25 protein-coding genes are annotated in these 25066 nt (G+C 59.3%); 21 read left to right on the forward strand and 4 right to left on the reverse strand.

Annotation, left to right across the window (positions count from 1 at the left end):
- The first annotated feature begins 162 nt into the window (after positions 1-162).
- The 9 genes from R4P70_RS12180 to R4P70_RS12220 all read left to right on the forward strand — a co-directional run bounded on the left by R4P70_RS12180 (position 163) and on the right by R4P70_RS12220 (position 3888).
- Complete coding sequence (locus R4P70_RS12180) at positions 163-627, forward strand: Asp23/Gls24 family envelope stress response protein (protein ID WP_317830867.1); 465 nt, start codon at positions 163-165, stop codon at positions 625-627.
- On the forward strand, positions 624-908 hold the full coding sequence (locus R4P70_RS12185; RefSeq protein ID WP_021343181.1) for a hypothetical protein: 285 nt from the start codon (positions 624-626) through the stop codon (positions 906-908). The genes R4P70_RS12180 and R4P70_RS12185 overlap by 4 nt, the downstream gene beginning before the upstream one ends.
- A gap of 70 nt (positions 909-978) precedes the next feature.
- Entirely contained in the window at positions 979-1167 is a 189-nt protein-coding gene (locus R4P70_RS12190) for a hypothetical protein (RefSeq protein ID WP_223258031.1), read from the forward strand.
- Between the two features lie 38 nt (positions 1168-1205).
- Positions 1206-1385 carry a hypothetical protein gene (locus R4P70_RS12195; RefSeq protein ID WP_003943629.1) on the forward strand — a complete coding sequence of 60 codons (180 nt, stop codon included), beginning with the start codon at positions 1206-1208 and terminating at the stop codon, positions 1383-1385.
- Positions 1378-1770, forward strand: coding sequence for an Asp23/Gls24 family envelope stress response protein (locus R4P70_RS12200; RefSeq protein ID WP_019747452.1), 393 nt, complete (start codon positions 1378-1380; stop codon positions 1768-1770). Before R4P70_RS12195 ends, R4P70_RS12200 begins: the two co-directional genes overlap by 8 nt.
- Positions 1767-2336 (forward strand): DUF6286 domain-containing protein, encoded by a 570-nt coding sequence (locus tag R4P70_RS12205; RefSeq protein WP_317830868.1) that lies wholly within the window; start codon positions 1767-1769, stop codon positions 2334-2336. Before R4P70_RS12200 ends, R4P70_RS12205 begins: the two co-directional genes overlap by 4 nt.
- Complete coding sequence (locus tag R4P70_RS12210) at positions 2333-2917, forward strand: hypothetical protein (protein ID WP_020968732.1); 585 nt, start codon at positions 2333-2335, stop codon at positions 2915-2917. The genes R4P70_RS12205 and R4P70_RS12210 overlap by 4 nt, the downstream gene beginning before the upstream one ends.
- Before the next feature lie 409 nt (positions 2918-3326).
- Positions 3327-3590 (forward strand): GlsB/YeaQ/YmgE family stress response membrane protein, encoded by a 264-nt coding sequence (locus tag R4P70_RS12215; RefSeq protein WP_003943661.1) that lies wholly within the window; start codon positions 3327-3329, stop codon positions 3588-3590.
- A 100-nt stretch (positions 3591-3690) separates the two neighbouring features.
- Positions 3691-3888, forward strand: coding sequence for a CsbD family protein (locus tag R4P70_RS12220; RefSeq protein ID WP_019747449.1), 198 nt, complete (start codon positions 3691-3693; stop codon positions 3886-3888).
- 33 nt (positions 3889-3921) lie between these two features.
- Here the strand turns inward: R4P70_RS12220 and R4P70_RS12225 are convergent, their stop codons facing one another.
- A complete protein-coding gene (locus tag R4P70_RS12225; RefSeq protein ID WP_317830869.1) occupies positions 3922-4644 on the reverse strand; it encodes a hypothetical protein in 723 nt (240 codons plus the stop codon).
- 306 nt (positions 4645-4950) lie between these two features.
- Between R4P70_RS12225 and R4P70_RS12230 the strand changes: the two genes are divergently transcribed.
- The 4 genes from R4P70_RS12230 (at position 4951) to R4P70_RS12245 (ending at position 11332) form a co-directional block, all read left to right on the forward strand.
- Positions 4951-6912 carry a hypothetical protein gene (locus R4P70_RS12230; protein WP_205907559.1) on the forward strand — a complete coding sequence of 654 codons (1962 nt, stop codon included), beginning with the start codon at positions 4951-4953 and terminating at the stop codon, positions 6910-6912.
- On the forward strand, positions 6909-8642 hold the full coding sequence (locus R4P70_RS12235; RefSeq protein ID WP_021343189.1) for a glycosyltransferase family 39 protein: 1734 nt from the start codon (positions 6909-6911) through the stop codon (positions 8640-8642). The genes R4P70_RS12230 and R4P70_RS12235 overlap by 4 nt, the downstream gene beginning before the upstream one ends.
- 46 nt (positions 8643-8688) lie before the next feature.
- A complete protein-coding gene (locus R4P70_RS12240; protein ID WP_020968736.1) occupies positions 8689-9837 on the forward strand; it encodes a hypothetical protein in 1149 nt (382 codons plus the stop codon).
- A gap of 571 nt (positions 9838-10408) precedes the next feature.
- Positions 10409-11332, forward strand: a complete 924-nt coding sequence (locus R4P70_RS12245; protein ID WP_019747444.1) for a UTP--glucose-1-phosphate uridylyltransferase — start codon at positions 10409-10411, stop codon at positions 11330-11332.
- 9 nt (positions 11333-11341) lie between these two features.
- Here R4P70_RS12245 and R4P70_RS12250 read toward each other — a convergent pair whose 3' ends face one another.
- From R4P70_RS12250 to R4P70_RS12260, 3 genes are all read right to left on the reverse strand, one after another.
- On the reverse strand, positions 11342-11650 hold the full coding sequence (locus R4P70_RS12250) for a helix-turn-helix transcriptional regulator (RefSeq protein WP_317830870.1): 309 nt from the start codon (positions 11648-11650) through the stop codon (positions 11342-11344).
- A 262-nt stretch (positions 11651-11912) separates the two neighbouring features.
- Positions 11913-13385: a glycosyltransferase gene (locus R4P70_RS12255; protein WP_082148575.1), complete on the reverse strand. Its 1473-nt coding sequence runs from the start codon at positions 13383-13385 to the stop codon at positions 11913-11915.
- Complete coding sequence (locus tag R4P70_RS12260) at positions 13379-14848, reverse strand: hypothetical protein (RefSeq protein WP_264614013.1); 1470 nt, start codon at positions 14846-14848, stop codon at positions 13379-13381. The genes R4P70_RS12255 and R4P70_RS12260 overlap by 7 nt, the downstream gene beginning before the upstream one ends.
- 872 nt (positions 14849-15720) lie before the next feature.
- Here R4P70_RS12260 and R4P70_RS12265 point away from each other — a divergent pair.
- The 8 genes from R4P70_RS12265 (at position 15721) to R4P70_RS12300 (ending at position 25036) form a co-directional block, all read left to right on the forward strand.
- Positions 15721-17241, forward strand: coding sequence for a sugar transferase (locus R4P70_RS12265; RefSeq protein WP_069146123.1), 1521 nt, complete (start codon positions 15721-15723; stop codon positions 17239-17241).
- A gap of 151 nt (positions 17242-17392) precedes the next feature.
- Positions 17393-18490: a glycosyltransferase family 4 protein gene (locus R4P70_RS12270; protein ID WP_031332980.1), complete on the forward strand. Its 1098-nt coding sequence runs from the start codon at positions 17393-17395 to the stop codon at positions 18488-18490.
- The gene (locus R4P70_RS12275; protein WP_235867974.1) at positions 18462-19613 is read left to right on the forward strand and encodes a polysaccharide pyruvyl transferase family protein; all 1152 of its coding nucleotides are present in this window, start codon (positions 18462-18464) and stop codon (positions 19611-19613) included. Before R4P70_RS12270 ends, R4P70_RS12275 begins: the two co-directional genes overlap by 29 nt.
- Before the next feature lies 1 nt (position 19614).
- Complete coding sequence (locus tag R4P70_RS12280) at positions 19615-20937, forward strand: O-antigen ligase family protein (protein ID WP_317830871.1); 1323 nt, start codon at positions 19615-19617, stop codon at positions 20935-20937.
- Positions 20938-21014: 77 nt separating this feature from the next.
- Entirely contained in the window at positions 21015-21983 is a 969-nt protein-coding gene (locus tag R4P70_RS12285; protein ID WP_256064995.1) for a glycosyltransferase, read from the forward strand.
- Positions 21980-22771, forward strand: coding sequence for a glycosyltransferase (locus R4P70_RS12290; protein ID WP_019747435.1), 792 nt, complete (start codon positions 21980-21982; stop codon positions 22769-22771). Before R4P70_RS12285 ends, R4P70_RS12290 begins: the two co-directional genes overlap by 4 nt.
- On the forward strand, positions 22761-23687 hold the full coding sequence (locus tag R4P70_RS12295) for a glycosyltransferase family 2 protein (protein WP_021343200.1): 927 nt from the start codon (positions 22761-22763) through the stop codon (positions 23685-23687). The genes R4P70_RS12290 and R4P70_RS12295 overlap by 11 nt, the downstream gene beginning before the upstream one ends.
- Positions 23684-25036 (forward strand): lipopolysaccharide biosynthesis protein, encoded by a 1353-nt coding sequence (locus R4P70_RS12300; protein WP_019747433.1) that lies wholly within the window; start codon positions 23684-23686, stop codon positions 25034-25036. The genes R4P70_RS12295 and R4P70_RS12300 overlap by 4 nt, the downstream gene beginning before the upstream one ends.
- Positions 25037-25066: the final 30 nt, after the last annotated feature.

Below are 25066 nucleotides of genomic sequence, written 5' to 3' on the forward strand. Positions count from 1 at the left end.
GAAAACTCGGCTGCGTTCGAAGATTGTTCGCCCGGCCGGGGCGTTGAATGTTACGGACAGTAACTAACAAGTGTCAGTGATGCACGTCACCTGACTGGGGCATTCGGTTTTGCCTTCGAGTGACGACTACACAGGTAGATCGATCAACAGGAGGAGATGACAATGGTCAGCACACAGGTTGCGACAGCATCTACGAAGGATGTTGCATCACCGAACGACTCGGCTCTCGTGAGCTCTCAAGGAAAGACGTCGATCGCCGACACCGTTGTCTCGAAGATTGCCGGCATCGCCACGCGAGAGGTGAGCGGTGTGTACGACGTCGGCGGCGGAGCGTCCCGGGTTGTCGGGGCACTGCGCGAGCGGATCCCCGGCGCGAGTGTCAACCACTCCCAGGGAGTATCGGTCGAGGTCGGCGAAAAGCAGGCAGCGGTCGACATCGACATCGTGGCCGAGTACGGCGTATCGCTCGCCGATCTGGCCACCGGCATTCGCCGCAACGTCATTGCGGCGCTCGAACGGATGACGGGTCTCGAAGTGACCGAGGTGAACATCACAGTTCACGACGTCCACCTCGACGAGGGCAGCGACGACGAAACCGGCGAGCCCAAGACTGCACGGGTGCAGTGAGTTCCGAAATCGCTGACACCATCGCGGCGGCTGTGACGGGGGTACCTGGGGTCGCCTCGCTTCATGCCGGAATGTTCGGCGAGGTTGGCACGTACCTCCCCGGTCGCCGCGTCGTCGGCGTGCGGGTGACGGAGTCGTCGACAGACATCCATGTGTGCATCTTCGCCGACGCCGCCGTTCGAGACACGGCTTTACGTATCCGCCAAGCGGTTTCAGGACTCGTTACAGGCCCCGTGAACGTGACAGTGGAAGACGTAGTCGGTCGTGGACGCGATGCCTGAGCACTCTCGGGGTTCAGTTCCCGATCGACGATCCGCACGCCGAGAGGCGATCAGGAACTACCACCCCGACGTGGGCGGATCTGCCGACGCGCTCAATCGAGCACTCGAACGCGTCGACCGGGACTTCGCATCCCCGATCGGTGTGGTTGTGCGCACGTCGCTGCGCGGCACGATGCGACAGATAGCCAAACCCGTTCGGGCCCAGTACACGCGGGTGCGCGCTCGGTTTCCGGGTGCAAAGACCTACACCGAGATCTGACAGGCACCATCGAACATCATCCACAACGGAGGATTCACATGACCACCTCGACTGTCGGCCTACTGGCAGGACTACTTCTCGGAGTCGCAGCTGCTGCAGGCGGTTTCACCGGATTCCTCATCGCTCTGGTTCTCGGTGTGATCGGATACCTCGTCGGTGGTCAGCGTGACGGCGAGTTCGATCTCGGTGTGATGCTGAAGGGTCGCGGACGTGGCTGAGACAGCTCGACCGGAGTCGTCTGTGCTTGGTGAGCCGGGCGATCGCGGAACGCTGACGATTCGAGACAGAGTCGCGCAGAAGTTGGTTCTCGAGGCGACGCGCGGAACCCCGGGGGTGCGCCATCACGCCGCCGGCATGGACAAACTGACCGGGCGCGAATTGCCGAGGGCGCGAGTGCTGGTATCCGGCAAGCGGGTACGGGCCAAGGTGGACATCGCGATCGAGTGGCCCGGATCCTTGTCGGTCATCGGTACCGCGGTGCGAGAGAACGTGACAACCCAGTTGCAGTCTGTATCGGGCCTGGACGTAGACGGCGTGGACGTGGCGATCGTGAGCGTTCTCCCGGCATCGACCAAGCGTGACGCGGGAAGGAAAGTGCGATGACCGCCGACAAGGTCGCACCACCCACTGCCTCGAGGGCTGCTGCTCCTGTTCCCCTTGCGGCGCCCGGATCGGCCGTCACGGGATTCCTCATCGCCGCGGCGCTTCTCGCGCTCGGCGTGGTCGGCGTCCGCGACGCGCTGGTGGATACCGGCGTGATCACCGGGTCGCAGCGGATACCAAGTGCTGCCGCATATGTGGACGGGCTCGCGTACCAGGGTTGGATGTTGCCGGCGGGGATCGCAGCCGTCGTTCTCGGCCTGTGGTTCGTCATCCTCGGACTCAAACCGCGACGAAAGACTGCCAATGCCTTGGTCGGAGTCGCGAATACATGGATCGATCCCGCCGATGTAGCGGCGATAGCGTCTGTTCGCGTCGAGTCACTGGCCCAGGTTCGATCCGCTTCGTCACACGCGACCCGGCGCAAGCTGGAAGTGAAGGCCTCGGTCACGCCCGATGGAGCCGCGACCGCTGAATCGGAGATCCGTGCGGTGCTGGGGGACTTGGCCGGGTCGCTGTCACCATCGCCGCGAATCAAGGTTCGTATCCAGACGGGATCGATGTCATGACTCGGACGGCGACGGCGATGGATCGCGTGGCGACATGCGTGGTGGGGATGCTCGCGGTAGCGCTGGGAGTTGCAGCGATCCTGTGGAATCTCGACGCGATCAAGGATTTCCCGGCGCGTATCGAGATCCCGTGGGCTGAAGATCTTGTCGATCACTCGTGGTGGCCATGGGCTGTCGGAGCTGGGGGAGTATTGCTAGTCCTCCTCGCGTTGCGGTGGTTGATCGCGCATGTGCCGCTGCGTCGGGTGAAGGAGATCACGGTCCCTGGGTCGAACTCACACAATTCCATCACCGCGGATCTGGGTGCGGTGGCGGAAGGGGCGAGCGCATCACTGGAGGACTTCGACGAAGTGTCGCGTGTCCGAGGAAAAGCGTTGCTCGATCGTGGAGTTCGCACGATCGATTTGCGAGTGACATTGAGACGTAGCGTCGTATCCGGATCGGAAACGTTGTCCGAGTTGATTTCTCGCGTCACTGACACGGGGGATCAAGTCGAGTCGATGGTCGGTGATCCATCCGTCGCGACCAGAACTCACATCGCCGTGGAAAGCGCGAAACGCGATGAGCCGAGAACTCTCTGATCAATCGAGGTTTGAGCCTCCCGGTGACCGGGTATTGGTAGACCTCCCGATCGTGCACAGAGTCATGGATGTTGCTGTGGCACTGTGTGTCACGGTGCTCCTTGCGGCCGTCACTTCGATGGCGATCGCGATCGTAGTGACGCTGATCATGTGCGCGTCGGTGAGTGTCGTTTCTCGTATGTGGTGAATCGCCAGTCATTTTGGTTCTGTCGTGAACACCTGATAGAAAGGTAAGCAGACAATGTGGCTGCTACTGAGTGCACGATCCCCCGCGTCGTGCGGCGGAGAGTCTGGTTGTGTGCAAACACAACCCGCGATCACGGTCTAGTTGCGCGGGCCGATCGCTCGGAACTCTCCCTTCACCGGCAGTCACTCATTGCGCCGTCCCTCTTTACTCTAAGGAGTTCAAATGCTTCCTCTCGGTATCATCGCCTGGATCATCATCGGTGGGCTGGCGGGTTGGATCGGCAGTAAGATCATGAAAACCGATGCGCAGCAGGGGATCTTCCTCAACATCGTTGTCGGTGTGATCGGCGGCCTGATCGGTGGTTTCCTGCTTCGAGTCTTCGGCGTCGATGTCGAGGGTGCAGGCTGGATCTTCAGCTTCCTCACTTGCCTTCTCGGTGCAGTCATCTTGCTGTTCCTGGTCAAGGCAGTCACCGGAAAGCGCTGACACATTTGTCCACGCAGTTCGAGTTCGACTGAATCCGACGGCCGAATCCCACGGCCGAACGCACGACCGAATCCACACCGAATTCAAGAAGGAGAAACACATGTCTGACTTCATCGACAAGGCAAAGCACCGCGCTGAGGATCTCATCGGCGAAGCCAAGGAAAAGATCGGAAATGCCACGGGCAATGACGATCTGGCTGCCGAAGGTGTTGCCGATCAGGGCGAGGCAAAGGTCAAGAAGGCCGGCGACACTGTCAGTGACAAGGTCTCGGATATCAAGGACAAGTTCACAAGCTGAATGAGTTTCGGCGCGGTTGACCGGCATGTCCGGTCAACCGCGCTTTTGTGTGTCTCCTCGGCCGTCGCGGCTACCGCGATACGCTAGCTTCCGCGTTTCCGCGAGCCACTCCGGAACCATGCGCATGTGTGCCGGCCTGTTCAGGATCGGATCGAAGGACGGCTGGAGGCAATCCGGGTGGTCCTCGACTTCGTCGAGACAGAGATGTCCGATCGGTATCAACTGAAGTTGAATTCTCGCGAGGTACACGGAGAAGTGCAGCGGGGAATGATCGACCGCAGCTTTTAATGCAGACAAAGAAGTGCCGGCCGGGTGGACGCCGCGCGGTGTCACGATCAGCCACGCCGCGGCCCCGCCCGCGCGTGAGTAAGGAACCAGTGTGCTGTATCTCGCGCCGTTCCACGAGAAAGCCGGAGCTGGAAACATTTTCGAGAAGGTAGAAAGTCCTGATGTTGCGAGAAGAATGTCCCACGGGTATTCATCTGCGCCGACATCGTGCAACCGAAGCGCCAGGCCAAGTATGTCGGGTAGGTCTCCCGGAATTCCGAGTGCTTTCGACATTCGAGCGGTGACGGCGATCGTCGACGACTCCGTTACCGGCCACCACGGGGTGGCCGGCTTCAATGTTCCCTTCAGTTCGATCCCGTGCGGGTGAAAAACCCTGGCCATGCGCAGCGATGATGCGAAGTGGAACGGTGCGCCGACCAGCTTTCCGATCGCGCTCTTGCCGGCGGGGATGATCGAATTGAGCGTCACAGCTTCCTTGTCTGAGAATTCTCCGCCCCCCGAAGCGCCCAGACTGGACGGACGTTCAGGCGTGTTGACGGGCTTGCGGACGGTTTCTTTCGGCTTCCCAGCGGCAGCGATTGCTAATCATGTGACGCGCCGTAACAAAAGTCTCGCCGGTCGGGATAATTAGCCAAACGCACAAATTGGTCGTTATGGTTCGTTTGTCCGTAACGGTGCGATCGGACCTGCGACCGTCGCGAACTGGCGAGATTGCTACTCGTGATTTGTGTTTGGTGATTGCGCGGAAACAAGAAATGTCGAGGAGACACGCTGATGGGCCACTCTCGAACCTGGCTGACGCGCGCGCTGGCAATGCCGGTGGCTGTCGCGGTGACTTTGTTGCTTCCTCTCGGCAGTGTCGCCTCGGCCCAGGATTTCGAGGACGACGCAGATACTTCGGTGGTCGCCGCAGCCACAACTCCGATCTCCTTCACCGAACTCGGCCGAGGAACGGACATCGTGTTCTCTTCCGATGACGCACCAGTGTTGGTGACCGTGCCGGTGCCGGACGGACTCACCGCAACAGCCGTGACCGGAATCCTGACCGCCCCGACCGACTTCAGTAGGGGCTGGCTCGAAGTGACTTCGGACGGCAGATTGGTGAGCCGCGTCGACTTCGACGCCGGGCAGGCCGGGGCCGGGTTACCGATTTCGGTTCCCTTGCAAGGTCTCGAAGTGGTCGACCGTAGTGTGACCGTGTCGATGATCGCTCACCTAGTTCCCGTCGACGACCGCTGCTACGACCGAACGAGATACCAGCCCCTCGCGCTCCGGGATGCCTTTGTCGCCTACGACGGTGCAGAGCGACAGCCCACAACTGTTGCAACCTTCTTCCCACCGATTTTGAGGAAGGCAACCATCTACGTCACGGATGGTTCGTCAGGGGCGCAGCAGAGTGCGGCTTTGCAACTGAGTGCAGCGATTGTCAACAAGTACGGAAGTCAGCCTGGTGCCGTGGTGGTGGAGCAGCTGCCGAACGGCCAGAGTCTGCCCTCCGCTGAGCCGGGACTGTTCGAGAGAGCTGTAGTGCTCGGTAACAGTGGGGACGCCGGCATCGATCTCGCGACGGCGCCGAATGGTTCACCCGTGCTGCGGATTTCAGGGGACGACAAGATGCTCGTTCCTCAGGTCAGTCTCTTGGCGGCGAACTTCGACGGCTACTGGGCGGCGAGCAGAGCGCTGGCGTCACCGGACAACGCGGTTGCCCAGATTTCCCAGGACGCCATCACCGTCGGTGAGCTGAAGCTCGGAACGCTGACGGCTTCCGGTCTCAATCACATCGAGGTCGGCGTCCCGTTCAGTCAGTCGCAACTGGGGCGTCCGATGAAGGATGTCTCGGTGCGAATGATTGGTTCCTATGTCCCGCTACCGAATTCGCGTAACGGAGAACTGTCGATCTCACTCGGGGATAGACGACTCGCCTCGCAGACGGTTAACGAGACAGGGCGCTTCGACATCGGCGTCGATGTTCCGAACGAACTCCTGCGTCGCGACTTGACGTTCGAGGTCTCGATGGATGTGACCGGCGACTTCCAGTGCGGCACCAGTAGCCCTTCTTCGCTCACTGTGGATCCGGCCAGCACCATCACGTCCACTACCGGATTCCCGCCGACGCCTGGAGGATTCCAGTCCTTGCCTCAGTCGATGCTGCCCACACTCGATGTCGGTTTGAGTCACGGTGATTTCGCAGATCTCGTTCGAGCCCAGCGCCTCGTTGTCGCGATGCAGCGGTTGAGCTATCTGCCGCTGCAACCGCGCGTGCTCCCGTTCGGCGACGCGGCGACCAGTTCGCTGCCGGCGTTGTTGATCGCGGCGGACGGGACGCTGCCCACTCCGGTGGCTCTACCCATGGACACGGCAGATCAAGGTCTCCTGCGCTTGCAGGGTCTGGAATTCGGTGGACAATACGGTGCCTTGCAGGTGGTTTCGGGTTCGCACAACGAAGTAGTGGCGCTGACGTCTGAGGGTGATGCGGCCGATGCCGACGGTCTGCTCAACTGGTTGGAAGGTGGGAAAGACCGGTTCGCAGAACTGACCGGCGATCTACTGGTCGCACCTCGCGGAGGTGAGCCGTTCGACGTCGGAGTCGACGTCGCCCCGTTGGGCACTGCGACCTCGGCCGAAGAAGAGACCGGACTGAGCGCGGTCACGATCGGCTGGATCGGATTCGGGACCGTGGTTCTGATCGCTGTTGCCGTCGGTGGTGTGCTCGTGGCTCGGCGTCGCGGACAGTGACCGTCACCGATCGCCCGGCCCTGTCCGTCGCGGTCCACGATCTACCGGGCCGGAAGCCATGGCGGATGTTCGTCGTGCTCTTCGCGATCTACACCGCGTTGGGCGTATGGATGAACGCGGGTATCGGGTTCATCTTCACCGATTCGCTCAGTCGTGTCGCCGCGGTGTCGGCGATGCTGCTCAGCCGTGATCCGCACTTCGCGGCGATCGGATTCGTGTTCACCCCGTTGACGGCGGCAGTCCAGATTCCGATGGGCCTGATGGGTCATTGGTGGCCGGATCTGCTGCGGTGGAACATCACTGCGGTCGTGATGTCCGCGGCCTTCATGGCTGGCGCGGTGATTCAGATACGCGGGATCAGCCGCGACCGTGGGTGTCCGCGATGGGTCACCGTCGTCCTTACCGTGCTGTTCGCTGTCAATCCGATGATCGTCATGTACGCGGCGAGCGGAATGAGCGAAGCTCCGTTCCTTTTCTTCGTTCTGTGGGCGACACGTCGACTGATTCGGTGGATGCGCAGCGACGACGTACACGACCTCATCGGTGCGGGCCTCGCGTTCGCTCTGGCGTACCTCACTCGATACGACGCATTGGCACCCCTGTTTGTCGCGGTGGTGCTGGTGACCGTGGTGAGTTGGCTTCGTTTTCAACCGACAGCGGAGGAGCGGGGCGAGGGCGCAGGACCTGGCTTGCGGCTCTGGGCAGCAGCGCTCGACGGTGCCGTCGTGCTGATGCCGGGATTCCTGGCCTTCGCCTTGTGGTCGTTTGCCAGTTGGCTCATCACGGGTCAAGCGTTCCAACAGTTCTCGTCGGTGTACGGGAACAGTTCCATCCTGGAACAGGCTGGTGCCGGAACCGACTCACCGGTTGCCCGCCTTGCGTTCTCGATTACCGAAATGGCCGTACTCGGGCCGGCGCTCCCGGTGTTCGTGGTTCTGGCAGTCATCTGCGCACTTCGGCGGCGCGACACCGAAGTGGTGGTGCCTCTTGTGCTGTTCGGCGCCATCCTTGGAGCGCAGACGTTGCTCTACCTGATGGGATCGACGTTTCCTCTTCTGCGCTTCTACATTTCGATCATTCCGCTGTGTTTCGTATTGGTCGTCCTGATCGCTCCTCGCGGAGCGCCGGTCATCACGCGTCGACCAGGGGCTGCTGCGTCGCGCTCGGTGTCGACGTACCCCGAGCAGGCGGGACCGTCTCTACCTCTTGTGATCTCCCTGTGCTTGCTGGTCGGTTCGACGCTGGTCACGTTTGTCGCGATGGGTAGTGCGCGGATCGCAGTGCTCGAGCATTCCATTGCCAGCGCGATCATTCCGGGCCGCCAGAACCTGGAGGAGCAGACGAATCTACGCACGTTTGCGGCCGAGCGTCGCATCGCCAGGTACCTGGACGACTTGGCTCTGCCGGAGGGGTCGGTTCTGCTCGACACCGTACAGAGCTATGCCGTCGTGGCGTCGTCGAACAACCCTCGGCAATTCGTCGTGCCTTCCGATGCGGACTTCGTGCGCGTACTGAACAACCCGGCCGAACATCACGTCGAGTACATCCTGTCGGTTCCGAACACCGGTCGCGGTGTGTCGGACGCGGTCAATCGGCGTTATCCGACGATGTACGACACCGGTGCCGGCGGTGTGGGAGCACTGGTGCTCGAGGTGCCCAACGACGGCGGCATGGACCCTTCGGCCTGGCGTTTGTATCGCGTGACCGGTGAACGTCAAACGGGTCGATGAGGGAATTCGTGTGGGAGGATTGTCCGTATGACGTGGATGGTTGTAGATGTCTTCTGAAGAAGCGCGTCCGCGTGTGCGTGGCACAGTGCGTCGCCGTATCGCTGCCGCTGTAGTCAGCTTTGCAACCGTCGCGGTCGTGACAGGAATGTTCACGACGCCGGTGGTTGCCGATTCGCCCAAGACGGTTCGGGTCGGAGCGTCGTCGAGCGGACTGACACTCGACGGACAGCCGTGGTGGCCCACCGGGCTCAATGCTTATCAACTGGCCACTGATTGGTCGGTGAACTTCGGCTGTGGCGCGATGGTCGATCTCGATGCCTACTTCGGTTCTCTGCCACCGAATTCCGTCACGCGTTTCAACGCCTTCCAAGCGCTCGCGGTGAACAAGGTGTCCGGGGAGATGGATTTCGGACCGATGGACGCGGTGTTCGACGCTGCGGCGCGACACAACCAGTTCACGATTCCGGTGCTCTCACCACAGGACAGCGGGTGTGATGACGGGCTGTTCAAATCCAGGGACTGGTACACCGACGACTGGAAGGTTGCGAACCTGATCCCAGGTCGAGCCACCATGAGCTTTCAGGACTGGATGCACACCGCCGTCGACCGTTGGAAGAACGAGCCTTCCGTCGCGGCGTGGGAATTGGTGGGGGAGCCGGAACCGAGCCTGTGTACCGACGCCGCCTGCAATTGGTGGACAAGAACGTGCCCGTCTGATTCCGCGCAGGTGTTGCGGGAGTTCTTCGACACGGCAGGCGCCGAACTTCGGGCGATCGATCCGAACACCCTGATCACGGCGGGATACGTCGGGGGCGGTCAGTGCGGCACTGCTGGTGACGACTACCAATACGTGAGCGAGTCCGACTTCGTCGACATTCTGCAGTATCACGACTACGGAGCAGACGGGGTTCCGCTTCCGGGCGACCAGTGGAACGGACTGGCGCGTCGCATCGAACAGGCCACGAACGTCTCGAAGCCGTTGTTGGTCGCTGAGACAGGCGAATTGGCGGGCAGTTGTGAATCATTGGCAACCCGAGCCACGAATATCGAGACGAAGCTGACGGGGCAGAAGGCGGCCGGCACGGCCGGAGCTCTCCTGTGGGCCTTCGTACCGGATCCGCGGCCGAACGAGTGCACAATGGACATCGGGCCCGACGATCCACTCTTCGACGTGATCGCTTCACTGGCAAGTTAGGACACTGCTGGTAGTCCACTAGGAGTTCCGCCCAGTGGGAGTATGGTCACGATCTGATAACAACCTGAACCTGGTGTTGTGACGTGATGACCGTATTTCGTTTGCATCCAATGGTATTCAGTGGCATTCACCTGCGGATAACCGAACTTGAAGGCTTGTGGAGTCGCTCGGGACCATCGATGCGACGCCTCCAGGACCTACGTCCGGGTCGGCTGGGGACGGTCCGGTTGAGGTGCTGAGTTCGGAAGTTGTGTCGTACCTGTCTCTTTGGCCAGTTGCTACGTCCCGCCGTGGTCAACGTCGAAAAAGGATCTCAACCGTTCGCTGCGGTAACGGGTAGTGCGCGGAGTGCCGTGTGCCCTTCGTGGAAGTGACATCGGGGGGTGCTGTGTAGCTCTCGCGCGCAACGAATTCCGAGTTCGGGTCAACTTGCGACGGCATCGGTCGCCCGGTAAACCTTGTGCGCAGGCTGTACATGCGGTGTGAGCTTCGGTCGTCGAAATGAGGGGACGATCGCTGCATGCGCGTAACGGTAATTGTGTGAAACATCGCGTGAGCGGAGAGGTGAACGATGACTGGGTGCGCTGAACGGGCTTTCAAGACTGCTGTGGTGCCGGCTGCCGGGATGGGGACTCGCTTCCTCCCGGCCACCAAGACGGTTCCGAAAGAGTTGCTCCCCGTGGTCGATACACCCGGGATCGAGCTGGTCGCAAGCGAAGCGGCGCAAGCAGGCGCGGAACGTCTGGTGATCGTCACTGCGCCGGGCAAGGCATCGGTCGTCGGGCATTTCGTCGAGGATCTGGTGCTCGAGGGCAAGCTCGCCGCCAGCGGGAAGCATCATCTACTCGAGCGTGTGCGCCGGGCTCCAGGCCTGATCTCGGTGGAGCCGGTTGTGCAGGAGTCTCCGCTGGGATTGGGACACGCTGTGGGTCTTGTCGAATCGGTGCTGGATGCGGACGAGGACTCGTTCGCGGTGCTGCTTCCGGACGATCTGGTCCACCCCTGCGGTGTTCTCGACGCGATGGCGAAGGTACGTGCCGAGCGAGGCGGTTCCGTGTTGTGCGCGTTCGACGTCGCGCCGGATCGTGTTGGTGCTTACGGAGTATTCGACGTCCAAGCGCCTGTGGAGGGCGGTGATCCCGATGTGCTTGCCGTCGTCGGCATGGTCGAGAAGCCCGCACCAGCGGATGCTCCATCCACTCTCGCTGCGGCCGGACGCTACCTTCTCGATCGCGCCGTGTTCGACGCGCTCAGACGAATCTCGCCAGGGCAGGGTGGCGAGCTGCAACTGACGGATGCGATAGCGCTGCTGATTGCAGAGGGGCATCCGGTTCACGTCGTCGTCCATCACGGAACGCGTCACGATCTGGGAAACCCGGGCGGATTTTTGCGGGCCTCTCTCGACCATGCGCTCAGTCGCACCGAGTACGGACCGGAATTGAGAGTCTGGCTCAAGGAACGACTGGATCAGCCGGATCCGCAGCTGACCTACTGACTTGCGAGGCTATGCGACGGAGCGTCTCGCCAGTTCATCGAGGAGATCTCGGGTGCTGAGTGACGACAGTGAAATCGGCTTGTCGTCCAGACCCGACTCGTCGGGTGTCATGTAGCCCGCCGCGACAAGAATTTCCTGTACGTGGACGTCGAAGACGCGGCAAGCAGTTCTGATCGTGTCCTGCGTGGGAGGGCGTTTCGCGGACAGCCACCGACCAAGCTCGGAGGGGCGTATTCCCAGCGCACGCGCAGCATCGGCTACGTCTGTTTCTTGGCGAAGTTCCAGTTGATGCTTCACCCATTCCGAAAAACCGCTCATACCGGTCATAGTGCCTGAGTGCTGCGCGGTAAGCCAGTGCCGTCTCGGCACTTAAGGCGCTCGACGGCCGATCTGTGATCATTCGGCAACCAATCACCGCGGTTCTCGCGTACCGGTAGTTAAGTTTTGTGACTGGATTGTGTGTTTACCGCGACCATCTAGCTGTGTGTTTTCCGTTGAAACCCGAAATCGGGTGAAATTGTGGGTGAGGCGGACCAGTAGACATAACTCACACCTGTGTAGAACGTGAAGGATTGCGTTGTCACGTGTTCAGACCGTGGAAGGTTTTTTCCCAGTAGGACGGGTTGCGAATCAATTGGTAGGTCCCCTTGATCGCCGCGATGCTCATCAGCACCCAGTACAACGGAGCAGTCAGGCAGGCGAGGAGGAGCATCGCGTTTCGCGTTTCTCGGCACGCCACGAGGTTCATGTAGAGAACAGCGGCGTTACCGAATGCCAGAGAGATCAACGCGGGGAAATAGACGTAGTTGGGGAAGACCTGGTGGATCACTTCAGGTTGTCCGAGAATCCAGTCCAGACTGATGAGCCAGAACACCATGTTCAAAGTGGCGACCAAAGGTGTGCCGGCCATGAGAATCGTGAAGCGGAGAAAGCCGATCGGGCCCAATCCTCGCCATAATTTCACGGGTTGGCGCATATGGACGAGCCACGTCTGCAAATAGCCCTTGTACCAACGCGAGCGCTGTCTGATCCAGTTGATCGTGTCACTGTTGGCTTCTTCGAGCGTGGTGGAATTCAACACCGCGGTGCGGTATCCGCTCTCGGCAATCCGTACCCCGAGGTCCGCATCCTCCGTGACATTGAAGGGATCCCACGCACCGATCTCGTCGAGGACGCTACGTCGTAGGTGATTCGAGGTACCGCCGAGAGGAATCGGTGAATTGCTCCGCATCAATCCAGGGAGGATGAAGTTGAACCACAGCGCGTAATCGGCGGTGAACCACGCGGTCAACAGGTTCTGAGTTCCGTTGTGGAATGCAAGTTTGGCCTGAACACAAGCAGTGTTCTCGGGAAGTTTCGCGAAAGTTGCAACTACTCGCCGTAATTGGAGTGGGTCGGGGGAATCCTCGGCGTCGTAGATCGTGACGATCTCGCCCGTCGAGAAATGCAGACCGTAGTTGCATGCTTTCGGTTTGGTTCGTGGATCGGCCGCGGGCACCTTCAGAATGCTGACGACCTCGTCCACGCCGGCGGCAAGAGCGGCTTCGATAGTGACGGCGTCATCTTCCTCCAATAGGAGAAGGACTTGCATCTTGTCTTCCGGATAATCGATCGCTCGCATGGCTGCGATGAGGTCGCCGACGACTTCAGGCTCGTTGTATGCGGGGACCAGAATGGTGTACGTGGGAAGGTCGTCGTATGAAAGAGCCAGTGCCTCTTCGTCACTGATCGTCATGATCGAGGACGCATCGAGACCCCTCGTGAACAAGATCAGACGGTCGACCATCGCCCAGATGTATCCAATGGTGCAGATCAGTGTCAGCGCGATGAGAGTTGGGACGAGGAAGAGCACGAGGCTGATGACGACTAGTGCGAAGCCTGCCAACAACGTATTTCGTTGCCACGGATAGAAGGCCACGGAGGCGGACGAGATCGGATGGCGCTCGCGTAGACCGTTCACTGCATCGTGCAGGGCGGCCTCGCGGTACTCCGCTGTATCCGGGTCGCCGCTGACCACAACACTGTTGGACTGGCTTCGGTTTTCGTTCACCACGTCTGAGCCTCCACGAGTAGTCGAGCGAGTGCTTCGAGCATGTCCAGGTCCTTGTACTCGGATTCGGTGTCTTCGGTCGAGGTTTCACCACGCAGTAGAACGGCGAGGGTATTGCTACCGTTGGACGCCATCGACGGCTTCGGTTCGGGGAAGTAGGCGTCGGGATCGTGATTGTCGACGCTGATCAGGCTGACTCGCTGCGCGGCTCCGTCGCCCCGCGTCCAGACGAAATTGAGATTGCTCCATGTGAGAAGGAGAGCGTCGTCGACGATCGTGTACATCTCGGCGACGATCCCGTGCGGCAACTCCACCGTGACCGTCGGGCTGACTCTCGCGTTCTCCAGGTCGTAGGTGGTCTTGCTGGGGTACACGGCGAGCGTGGAGGGCCGCCGGACCTGGACGACGTCAAGCTGTACCGTGCGAGGCCGCATCTGCGCGTCCCAAGCGGGATTCGGAGTGTCGGCCCGAATTGTCTGACGGCTCAGTTCGGAGGTGCTGCCGAAGTACCGACGGGGCCAGTCGTATTCGGATGCTGCAATCTGATGCCAGCCCAGTGGAACGACCAGTCGAGGATCGGCCGTAGCCGGAGGCGGACCGACGTTGACGGTCAAACTTGTCGGTGGCAGCGGTGTGAAGAACATCAGCACTGCGGCGGCAAACACCGCAAGGATGGTCCAGTTGCTCGTGGCTGTCGAAGGCTTTCGGAGTGGTCGATCGAACGGTTTGAGCGACTTTCCCCGGCGTTCGTACAGATAGAAGGCGCCACCGACGACGATTGCGGTTCCGAGCGCCGGAAACAACTGCACGGCGAAAAGCGGAGCAGTGGGATACTTCTGAATCGTGACGTAGAGAACCACCACACCGAGCACCGTTGCGGCGACAAAGGCGATCGCCCCTCGCCTCCACGTTCTACTGACGGCGATCGTGGTCGCGGCAGACGCGACCAGCACCATGAGGACGCTGTAGTCGAAACGGGTCCCGCCCATTTCGGTCGCGATGGCGCGGTAATGTAGCGGCGCCAAGATGACCGGGACCACCCAGATTGCCCAATACCGATTGACCGGACGGAGGCCGAACATCAGAACCGCTGCGCTCCAGACGAATACCCACGCCGCGATCACGTCGATATGCATCAATTCGTAGGTCTCGGCAAAACGCGGCAGCAGGAGCGCTTGGAGTCCCAATGCGACGAAGAGGCCGATGCAGCCGACTATCTTGTCGGTCTCGCGATCGTGAATAGGAAGCTCCGGGCCGCGCCTCAAGTCTGTTCCGACGGAGGCAACCAAACACAAGAGCGGTAGAGCGAAGACGTAGCCGATGGCAGTTCCGCTGGCCGTGCTCTGCCAAAGCTTGGTCCAGGTGGGCCAGAATGCAAAGATCGTGGCGAGCGCGATCATCAACCACCGCACTGCGAGTCGAGGAATGATCCCGGACTCGGAGCGGATCTCACGAATCTTCAACATTTCCAGTTCCATTCGCTTGCTACCCGACATCTGCGTGCGATTCGAGGCTGCGCACCGCTAGGGACTGCCGACCATCGCCGTCGGTCCGGCGCCACATGCAGACATTACTTGATCAAGACATATCGCCCTCGCCACGTCGAGGCGCCGGTCTCTGAGCAGTCCGGCCGGACGCCTCACGTGCTCGCATCTCACATAGTGGGAAGTTTGAAATCTTTTTTTCGCTTCCCAGTGCGGGCCTTGGCCGGCCGGATGGCATGACGAGATTTTCGGTCTGCCGAATTACTCCGTATCGAAGGGTAATTCACTTTCGGATTGCAGAACGTTCAATCAAGTTCCGCGGATTCGACCTACGGGGACATAGGTCCCCAACGTGCAGGGACGGTTCTCGGTTGCGTGGATGCGGGTCCAGTTACCCATGCGAAAGAACTGTGGTCAGCAGTGAGAGGCAATGTCCGCTTTGTGAGCTATTGCGGTCGTCGGGACCTAAGCCCTGGAGGTTTCCGTGCATTTGCTGAATAGCTGAATTATAGCTACCAACTGGTAACTGCATCGCAAATGGCACCGTGGCTTTACGGCGATCGAACGTGAACGATCGTCCAACATTCTTCGGGTGTGTGCTGGGAAGAAGAATTGCCGGTTAGAGTCTTGACCTGCAACATTATTCGAATTGAACTCCGGCCTTCGAGATGTTCTCATAGTACTCACGCGGCACGTGCAATGCCTCCAGATTATCGAGTTGCAACGTTGCCGACACCTAAGCGGAACATTTGCTCTTCTCCATCTTTTAGTTGTGCCTGAAGCTTTCGGGCGCAAACCGGAAATTCCGAAGAACGGTCGGGGCCTGGCGGCTCGCAAACGGGAAGGTTGGTCAGATGTCGGCATTGGACATGTCCATGGCGCCGTCGCTCGGGTATCGGCGTCCGCGCATCGTGCCGGACTCCCGTGCGGAGTTTTCCTCGCGTGCTGCGTGGCAGCATCGATACATACGTGCTCTGACAGTGACGGATTCGCTGATTGTCGTTGGTGCGGTTTCGGCCGCTCAGTGGCTTCGATTCGGCGCCGCGCCGACCGCCGTCGACGCTCGTGAGCTCGGGCAGTTCAGCTACACCGGTTTGTCCATCGGTGTGGTGGTCGCGTGGCTGGCGACGTTGCAGATATTCAGGACGAGATCTGCGAGTGTGATCGGAAGCGGTCCCGAGGAGTATCGACGAATCCTGGTGTCCGCGATGAGATTGTTCGGCGTCATTGCGATCGTAAGCCTTTTGCTCCGTCTCGATATCGCCCGGCTCTACCTCGCATTCGCGTTTCCTGTCGGCCTTCTCGCGCTGCTGTTGAGCCGTTGGCTCTGGCGTGGGGTGATCGTGCGACGGCGTACTCGCGGTGAGTGCCTCACATCTGTACTGGTGGTGGGCAGCAAGGATGCCGGCGCTGAACTCGCACGAAATTTCGAGCGAGGTAGCGCAGACGGTTTCCGCGTGGTCGGAGTATGTGTGCCGGGGTTCCTTCGGCACGCGGACGAGTCCATCGCGGTCGACGGGCGTGACATACCGCTCCTCGGCGGTGAGACATCGGTAGTCGAAGCGTTGGAACTGGTCGGCGCAGACACCGTTGCGGTAACGGCAACGGAGCATCTCGGCTCGGATGGCATACGTGCGCTTGCCTGGGATCTGGAATCGCGGGACGTCGATCTCGTCGTTGCGCCCAGCATCGTCGATGTGTCGGGGCCACGCCTGTCGATGCGGCCGGTGGCCGGTCAGCCTTTGATACGCGTCGAGCGTCCGAAATATCATGGTGCGCAGCGCTTTGCGAAATCCTCGTTCGACGTGATCTTCGCGTCACTGATACTGGCGGCAATTGCACCTGTTCTCCTGGCCGCTGCTCTGGCGGTCAAGCTCTCGAGCCCGGGCCCGGTGTTGTATCGAGCGGAACGAATGGGGCTGGACGGGAAACCGTTCCCGATGCTCAAGTTCCGTTCGATGGTCCAGAACGCAGACTCGCAGGTGGCATCGTTGATGGCCCAGAACGACGGCGCGGGTGTGCTCTTCAAGATGCGCGACGACCCGCGCGTTACACCGGTCGGGCGCTTCTTGCGCCGTTACTCGATTGACGAGCTGCCCCAGTTCGTCAATGTTCTTCGGCGCGAGATGAGCGTTGTCGGCCCCAGGCCGCCGCTGCGTCGCGAGGTCGAGGCCTACGACGGAACTGTCAGTCGCCGACTTCTTGTCAAGCCGGGGATCACAGGGCTGTGGCAGGTCAGTGGGCGCTCGGACCTTTCTTGGGAAGAGACTGTACGACTGGATCTTTCGTACGTCGACAACTGGTCGCTCATGGGTGATGTCTTGATCGTCGGCAAAACGTTGAAAGCGGTATTGGCCAGTGACGGCGCGTACTGAGACGTGAATACGGATGTCTGGACCGACTTCAGTTCGTGATGTTCTCGGTGGAAAGGCGCAGCTCCCCTTGATCTTTCGTACCTCGACAACTGGTCGATGACGAGCGAGAACACGATCGTCGCGAAGGCGCTCAAGGCGATGTTGGGAAGTGATGGAGCAAATTGACCAGGAGAAGTTTGTGTCGGAACCGCCAAAGTTGAAGTCGTTGCTTGTTGTGGCGCCCTGGTTGGAAGGTGGGGGTGCACAGAAATCCTTGTGCGGGTTATTGCGCGGGCTTACCGACACACATACGACCGTGGTCACTTTGTTCGCAGGCTGCCGAGACTTCAACGAGGTTGCCGACCTCGCAGACGAGTTCGTCATGCTCGACTATCCAAGAAGTCCTGGCGGACTGGTCGGAGCCAGTCGTGCAGTAGCAACACATCTGCAGCGTTCGGATGTGGTCTATTCACTGATGAGGGGTAGCCATGTCGCCCTCGGTGTTTCGAGTATGTTCAAACGTCTTCCGGGTGAGCTGATTGCGACCTTCCATCAGTTGCCGAGTGCGGATGAAACTGGCGTTGTCTCCCTGGTCGAGAACGTGCTCGTTCGTAATGCACTTCGGCACGCAAAGCTGATCACTGCGCCTTCGGAATTAGCCGTGAGTCAGATTCGTCAACGACGTTACGGACCGCACGCTCGCCTTGTGTACGAGCCGAACTTGATCCGAGTTGACTCGAGAGAAACCACTCGTCGTGAATCTTCGGGGGCACCCCTACGGCTGCTGGCCTGTGGCCGTCTATCCAAGCAGAAGGGCTTCGATCGTATTCCCGAACTTCTGTCGGATATCGAGATTCCCTGTGAAATAAAGATTTTGGGTTCAGGGCCCGAAGAAGAAGACCTGAGACAGCGGTTCGACAGTGCGAAGCCTTCTTCGCATACGGTGGAACTGGTGGGACGCGTCGACGATGTTGTGCCCTACCTGGATTGGTCAGATGCAGCATTTATGCCCAGTCGAAACGAACTCAATCCTGTGTTCGTATGGGAGGCGTGGGCGCGCGGCCGGCCGGTTGTTGCTGCCGATCTACCTGCATTCGAGGATCTGCGCACCTCCGGGCCGGTGCTTACATTTGCCGGCGCGCCCAGCCTTCGGTCCGCCCTCGGCGTCGTATCGAGTGACGAGTACCGAGATTTTGCCTATTCAATGGGTTTGCAGGCGTCCCGAACCATGACGACCAGGAGTGAGATCGTTGCCCGAATACAATCGTGACCACCCGCGCATCCTGGTCATTCACGCATACAGTGCTCAAAACTCTGGCGACCGGTTGTTGGTGGAGGAAACACTCGAATTGCTGAGATCGGTGTGGCCGGATTCTGTCGTCGACGTGATTGCCACTGATGCCGAATCGTTCCGCCACCATCCGATGGCAAATCATGTCAAGTTTCATCAGTGGGCATCGGCATGGATTCCGAACCCGAAAAAGAAGGCGTCCGTGCGTGTTTCCATGCTGGCTAGTTCCGTCACCGGCGGGCCAGCACCTGTCAAGATACTGTTCGAACAAGCGGACTTGATAGTCGCTGTCGGGGGCGGATACCTTCGGGGCTCGTCTGTTTCCGAGGCCCTGAAAACTGCGGGGGCGCATTTCGGTCAACTCGATCTTGCCGCACGAAGTCGTGCGCGCAAGATCTATCTGCCGCAGAGTATCGGCCCGTTCCCGAACATTCTCCGTCGCCGTATCGCGAGTTCACTGAAGGCGATGGACCAGGTGCTCGTTCGTGACGATCGATCACGCGATTTGTTCGCCGACCTGACCAATGTCGAACGAATCTCGGATCTGGCGGTTCTGAAGATGGCGGAGGTCCGTACACCTCGCAATATCGAGATCACGCATGGCCCGGTAGTCGTGGCACGTGAGCTGTCCCGCCCTGGATCCTACGAGAACACTTTGTCCGACTTGGCTCGGTCAGATCATGTTGTATGGGCGATTCAGTCCACCGGTGGCGGAAACAATGACACGCCCCTCACCGTCAAATACTCTCCGGGAACCCCAAAGCCATTGCAGCACTATTTGGAAAGCACGGAGAATCGCGTCGTTGTCAGTACGCGCCTCCACGGATCGTTGTCTGCATTGCTCGCCGGAAAGCCGAGTGTGCACCTAGGCTACGAACGAAAATCATGGGGAGCATTTCATGATCTGGGGTTGGAACAGTACGTTCTCGATGCCCGAAGGACCTCGGCAACTCGCGTTCTCGACGCGGTGGAATCGATTCGAGACGATCCAGCCGCTTACTGGAGCCTGATCGATTCACGCATCGAGGCCGTCGCATCCCAGAGGGAATGCCTGCTCGACTCCCTGGCTGTGCCATGCCACCTGCCGACGGTTGGCCAATGACATGAATCTCTCGATCTTGTTGTTTGCCAGTGTTTTTCTCTTGCTGATGGCACGTTTACGTGTGGTCACGGTGTTGCAACCCCGACGACAAACCTCGACAAGCACCAGAAGCGGGTTGATCGGGATCTGGTTTTGGGTATCGGTCGTATGGCCGGTCCTTTTCAAAGCGGTGTTAGGCAGCGTCCTTGCCCTATACCTTCCAGTTTCTGGCTCCGCGGTCTTCGTGATCTCCTACGTGCCTTCGATTGTCATCGGAATCGCGATTTTCATCGTCGCGCTCGGATCCCGAGATTCATTCCCCTATGTCCCCGCGATACTGGTCATGGCGGTGGTGATCATGCCGATCCTCATCTTCGGGGTCGTGGACATCGGTGTCGTCGGAGCGATATTCATGATTGTGCCTACGCTTCTGTGGTGCCGCGCGCTCTCGGTTGATGTACTGAACTGGCCCCGTCTTTGTTACCAGGGTCTGCTCGTCCTTTGTCTGAGTATGGCTGTGGTTTTCGTCGTCTGGCCTGAGGCTGTGGTCGAGACCTGTCGGCTGGACAAGTGCACTGTGGCCGGCCAAGTGCTCACGTCGTCGATCACAGGCAATGGCAACTTCCTGGGGCTGTGTGTCGCACTGCTGAGCGTCATTGCGGTGTATCGGCAACACTGGATCACAGTCGCGGCGGTTGGACTGGCGAGCCTGATCGTGATCGAAATTTCTGGCAGTCGAACAGCGATGATCGGTCTGGTTCTCGGCTACCTGGTAGTCCTCGGTATCGGAAACCGCATGTCGCGGGTTGTGGCACTGGCAGCTGCGATGGTTGCGTTGGTGATTTCTTTTGTGCCAGTGTTCCGAGTTTACGGACTCCGTGATTACACCTATCGCGGTGCTTTGTGGATGCGGGCGAAGGAGCTGATTTCGGAGAGCCCGAATGTTGGTCACGGTGCGAACTATTGGACGGAGCATAACGCGTATCGCTTCTCCTCCAACTATGCCGCGCACAACATTTGGTTAGAACTCGGCGTCGCCGTCGGGTTCTTCGGAATTGCCGTGCTTGTCGTCGCTGCCGTCTGGGCGCTGCTGACCACGGATGTCGAAAATCGATACTTGGCATCGGCGCTGATCGTAACCACGGTCGCTGTGGGTTTCCTGGAGGCACCGATCCAGCCGTATCGAACCGGTCTGCTTCCCTTCCTGTGCCCTCTCATTCTTCTCTTGTGCTCCTCAGGCATGCGGAAAAGATCAGTTGATACTTCGGAGACGGAAGACCTTGCGATGAAAGCTATTCGAAACCAAAATGTTCTTGCCGGCCTTACGAGGGATGGTGCGCGATGAAGGTTCTGCACGTCACGGAAGCACTCGGAGGAGGTGTAAGCACCGCGATCTTGAACTATCAGGCGTTGACGCCAGAAATGCATCACTGCGTGATCGCTCGCGAACGGGTCGGGCAGAGCACATACAGCTTCCCCTCCGAACTCAGCGTGACATTGGTACCTGGAAGTCTGGCCGCACTACTGCTATCCGCGATTCGAATGGTGCGCCGAGGAGATTTCGATATTCTGCACCTGCATTCCAGTCTTGCCGGTCTCGCCCGGATCATCCCTGGGCACCGAGCTGGGATCGTATACACCCCACACTGTTACGCATTCGAGCGCACCGACGTCAGTCCCCTAGCGCGGGTACTCTACAAGTCTGTTGAGCGTGGGCTACTTTCGATTCGGCGTCAGTGTGTTGTTGCAGTGAGTGGACGAGAAGCCGAGTTGACTACGGAGTTGTCGAACTCCTCCACCTCCATCGTGGTCGGCAACGTATCACCGACCGATCACGGCGAATATTTGCGCGCAAGCAGCTCTCGGACAGCGGAGGTACCGGCTGAACGAAGCCGAGTAGTGATGGTGGGAAGGATATTTCCCCAAAAGGATCCCCAACTGTTCGCCGATATTGCAGCAAGGCTGTCGAGCAGGTTCGAGTTCGTGTGGGTAGGAGATGGCGAAGCCGTCTTGAAAGAAAGTCTCGTGGAATCAGGGGTTCGGGTGACGGGTTGGATTCCAGCTGAACAGGTGCTGGACGAAGTGCGCGCCAGTTCGCTGTATCTCCATACTGCGGCCTGGGAGGGCGCTCCGATTTCCGCTGCGGAAGCCGCCGCGGTCGGTGTCTCCGTAATCAGTCGTGACATCAAAAGTATGGTCTCGCTTGGCTATCCAGTCGCTGGCAATACCGCCGAGTCTCTGTCGATGGCCGTCACACATTACTTCGACTGCCTGGACTACCGAACGACGGTTCAAGCCAAGACACAATATTTCAACCGAACAGTGGACGTCGTGAGTTCGCGTACAGCGCTCATCGACGCCTATGCATTCGCGATAGGGGCTTCTCGATGACTTCATCGGTCACCGTCATTACCATCACCAGGAACGATCTTTCGGGGCTGATCCGCACGATCGAGAGCGTCCGGGCTCAGAGTGCACAAGGAGTCGAACACATCGTGATCGATGGTGGCTCGACCGATGGGACTGTCGAATACCTTGATTCGTTGGGTGATTCGTTAGTGTGGAACTCAGGTCTCGACAGCGGTCGCTATGACGCAATGAACATCGGCGCGGAACTGGCGAGTGGCGAGTTGCTGTGGTTCATGCACTCGTCCGACGTGTTCCATTCATGTGACGTTCTGGAGAGAGTCTCTCGGGAGTATCAAGGAGGGGATGTCTCTTGGCGGTGGGGTTACGGGCTGAGCAACATCCATGACTCCGGAAGTTCCATCGGAATCGGTGGCCGAATCCCGTTCAGTCTGTCCCGATTTTCGCTAGGCGGAAACATAATTCCCCATCAAGCATGTGTGATCGAGAAGTCGCTGCATGTTGAGATCGGCGGCTACGATACCGAATTCGGGCTCAGTGCCGACCAACTTTATCTGCTGAAGATGGCGGTTCGATCGCAACCGCGGGTGTGGACCGAGTTTTTCTGTGATTTTGATTCGGCCGGCGCCGGTTCGGTGCGGGGCATGATGGATCATTACCGGGACATGCGGCGATCACGCGCCCTGACCGGTGTCACAGTCTTCAGGGCGCAGTGGCTTGATTATGCAGTGTCCTTGGGAGTTGCGCTTCTGGCAAAAACCGATCGTGTCCAAAGACGTGTGTTAGCAGGGGTGACTCCTCGTGTCCGATGACTATTTGGAACCCACAACGCAATTGAGTGCGGAATTCGCAGTTGTCATACCAGCTTTCAATGCGGAAGCCACACTTATGGCGTCAATCGAGAGCGCGCACAGTGCGGGCGCTTCGGAAGTCATCGTGGTAGACGACGGTTCCACCGACAGTACTGCCGCGCTATGTCGCGCCCACGATATACGTGTTCTGACGCAGCCAAATGCGGGTGCATACCTCGCGAGACGGCGGGGGGCCGAGCTTGTCACGGCACCGTACATCGTGTTCCTGGACGCGGATGATCTTCTGGTCGCATCCGGCGTTCACGAGTCCTTGCGTATTCTCTCTGCGCAGGCGGACTGCGCAGTCGTCGCTGGACGTGTGATGGCGAGCCTCCCGCGTGGGCGTAGTCGGTTGAACAATCAGTCGTACTCCGAGATCAATACTCGAACCCTGTTGACACAAGGGTACGGTCCGTTTCCACCGGGAGCTGCGCTGGTTCGGCGTGCCGATTACGAAGCGGCGATTGCGCTGGACGTACCTGAGATCGTCGAGCGTTACGCCGACGACTACGAGATGTTCATTCGGTTATCCGTCGTCGGCCGAATCGTTCAGCACAACACTGTTTCCCTCGTGTATTCGATGTACGCAGGTAAATCCATTGGTTCTCCTGAGAAATCGCTGTTGTGCAAGGAGTCGATCAGGGGCCACTACGCGCGACATCTGGGGATCAACGTTCGGCTGATGAACGCATCGGCGGTTGCCGCAGCTGCGAATGCACGTATGGGACGAGCGTCGTTCGCGCAAGGTTTGTACTGGCGAGGCTGCACAAAGGTAGTAGTTGCCGCGTGCTACAAGGTACTTTCTCGGCTCGGTAACAGCGGTCTGAAGCAGTCCACAATCGTCTCTGGTGCTGGGACCTCGGAGGCACGAGGGTGAACACAGTCGTCAGCTCCTACCTGAGGTCGGCGAAGTCGATCGACCTGGGCGGGACCGGGTTTTTTCGACTGGTAGGTCTGCTGGCTGGAGCTTGTGCGAACTTCGCCGTAATAGCAATTCTGTCTCGTGACTACGGCGTTGAGTACTACGCCTTCTACGCGCTGATGGCGTCCATGTTGAATCTACTTCCCTTCGCGGACTTCGGTATCGGCGCGACCATGGTGAACGCAACAGCAGATTACCGAAGTGGTGCACTCGATCGGATGTCGTTCCAATCCCATTTTCGTCGGGCGAGTCTGGTCACAGTTCTGGTTTCCCTCGCTGTCGCAAGCCTCGCGTTCCTGTTGTACCAGATGGGGCTGTGGGTGCCGATACTAGGCGCGGTCGGTGAGATGAATCATGCGTCGGCGCTGGCCACAGTGGTGATTATATCTGCGGCAGTTGGTATTCCATTGGGTTTGGGGTCCCGCATCCTGCAGGGTTGCGGAAAGATGCGCGTTGTCGTTACCGCAGCGTTGATCGGTCCGATCATTCAACTGATCGTGATAGTGGTCTGTTGGACAACTCACGCGCCGGCCTACCTGTTTGTTCTGGCACCGTGCGCAGGCTACCTCGCCGTCGGATTTCTTACCCTCGCTCTCGCGCTTCGGTCGATTTCCGGCGATGAGGGTTCGTTGATCGGTTGGAGTCTTACAAGCCCGGTGCGAGTTCGCATAGCTGAAACTGCGGTCCCGTTTTTTCTGATATCGATCGGTATGGTTGTCGGCTTTCAGAGCCACAGGTTGCTGATCTCCACTTTCGGAACGGTCGAAGACGTCGCACAATATTCGGTAGTGGCGCAATTCGCTGGACCGCTATTGGCGATCTTGGGAGTGATGGGCCAGAACTTGTGGTCAAGGTATCGCGAACGATTCCGAATCGGGACGCTTCGGGTACGCGAATTCGCCCAGCATATAGTACTTCTCGGCACAGTAGGCGCCGTATTTGCGCTCGCTCTGATCGTCATCAGCTATCCGGGAATACGGTTTGTCTCGGGTGGAAGTCTTGTCGTCCCACTGGCAACCGTTTTGGCTGGAAGTGTTTACATCCTTGTTGTTTCGGTGCATCAACCGGCAGCAATGTTCCTCATGGACCCACGAGGACTATGGGTGCAAGTCCTGTGCGTCTGGCTGAGCGGCCTCGTCGGAATGGTATTGGCAATATCTCTGATTCCTGAACTCGGACCCGCCGCACTCTACCTGGGGCTATCCGCAGGAATGGTTGTACTCCAAGTCATTCCGTGCATCTATATTTCGACACGGCGAATTTCAAGCATGGAGAAGGCGGTGGAGACGGGCGTGGCCGTGTGAATAGATGCCAGGAAATTGTGAAGTCGTACA

This window comes from Rhodococcus sp. IEGM 1241 (genome assembly GCF_033142365.1).
Lineage (GTDB): Bacteria > Actinomycetota > Actinomycetes > Mycobacteriales > Mycobacteriaceae > Rhodococcus_F > Rhodococcus_F erythropolis.

Coding starts and splice junctions, on each gene's coding strand:
- R4P70_RS12280 (WP_317830871.1), top strand. CDS start 19,615: ATGAATCTCTCGATCTTGTTGTTTGCCAGTGTTTTTCTCTTGCTGATG.
- R4P70_RS12210 (WP_020968732.1), top strand. CDS start 2,333: ATGACTCGGACGGCGACGGCGATGGATCGCGTGGCGACATGCGTGGTG.
- R4P70_RS12250 (WP_317830870.1), bottom strand. CDS start 11,650: ATGAGCGGTTTTTCGGAATGGGTGAAGCATCAACTGGAACTTCGCCAA.
- R4P70_RS12260 (WP_264614013.1), bottom strand. CDS start 14,848: ATGTTGAAGATTCGTGAGATCCGCTCCGAGTCCGGGATCATTCCTCGA.
- R4P70_RS12240 (WP_020968736.1), top strand. CDS start 8,689: ATGTCTTCTGAAGAAGCGCGTCCGCGTGTGCGTGGCACAGTGCGTCGC.
- R4P70_RS12270 (WP_031332980.1), top strand. CDS start 17,393: ATGGAGCAAATTGACCAGGAGAAGTTTGTGTCGGAACCGCCAAAGTTG.
- R4P70_RS12205 (WP_317830868.1), top strand. CDS start 1,767: ATGACCGCCGACAAGGTCGCACCACCCACTGCCTCGAGGGCTGCTGCT.
- R4P70_RS12220 (WP_019747449.1), top strand. CDS start 3,691: ATGTCTGACTTCATCGACAAGGCAAAGCACCGCGCTGAGGATCTCATC.
- R4P70_RS12245 (WP_019747444.1), top strand. CDS start 10,409: ATGACTGGGTGCGCTGAACGGGCTTTCAAGACTGCTGTGGTGCCGGCT.
- R4P70_RS12265 (WP_069146123.1), top strand. CDS start 15,721: ATGTCGGCATTGGACATGTCCATGGCGCCGTCGCTCGGGTATCGGCGT.
- R4P70_RS12180 (WP_317830867.1), top strand. CDS start 163: ATGGTCAGCACACAGGTTGCGACAGCATCTACGAAGGATGTTGCATCA.
- R4P70_RS12285 (WP_256064995.1), top strand. CDS start 21,015: ATGCATCACTGCGTGATCGCTCGCGAACGGGTCGGGCAGAGCACATAC.
- R4P70_RS12195 (WP_003943629.1), top strand. CDS start 1,206: ATGACCACCTCGACTGTCGGCCTACTGGCAGGACTACTTCTCGGAGTC.
- R4P70_RS12230 (WP_205907559.1), top strand. CDS start 4,951: ATGGGCCACTCTCGAACCTGGCTGACGCGCGCGCTGGCAATGCCGGTG.
- R4P70_RS12215 (WP_003943661.1), top strand. CDS start 3,327: ATGCTTCCTCTCGGTATCATCGCCTGGATCATCATCGGTGGGCTGGCG.
- R4P70_RS12290 (WP_019747435.1), top strand. CDS start 21,980: ATGACTTCATCGGTCACCGTCATTACCATCACCAGGAACGATCTTTCG.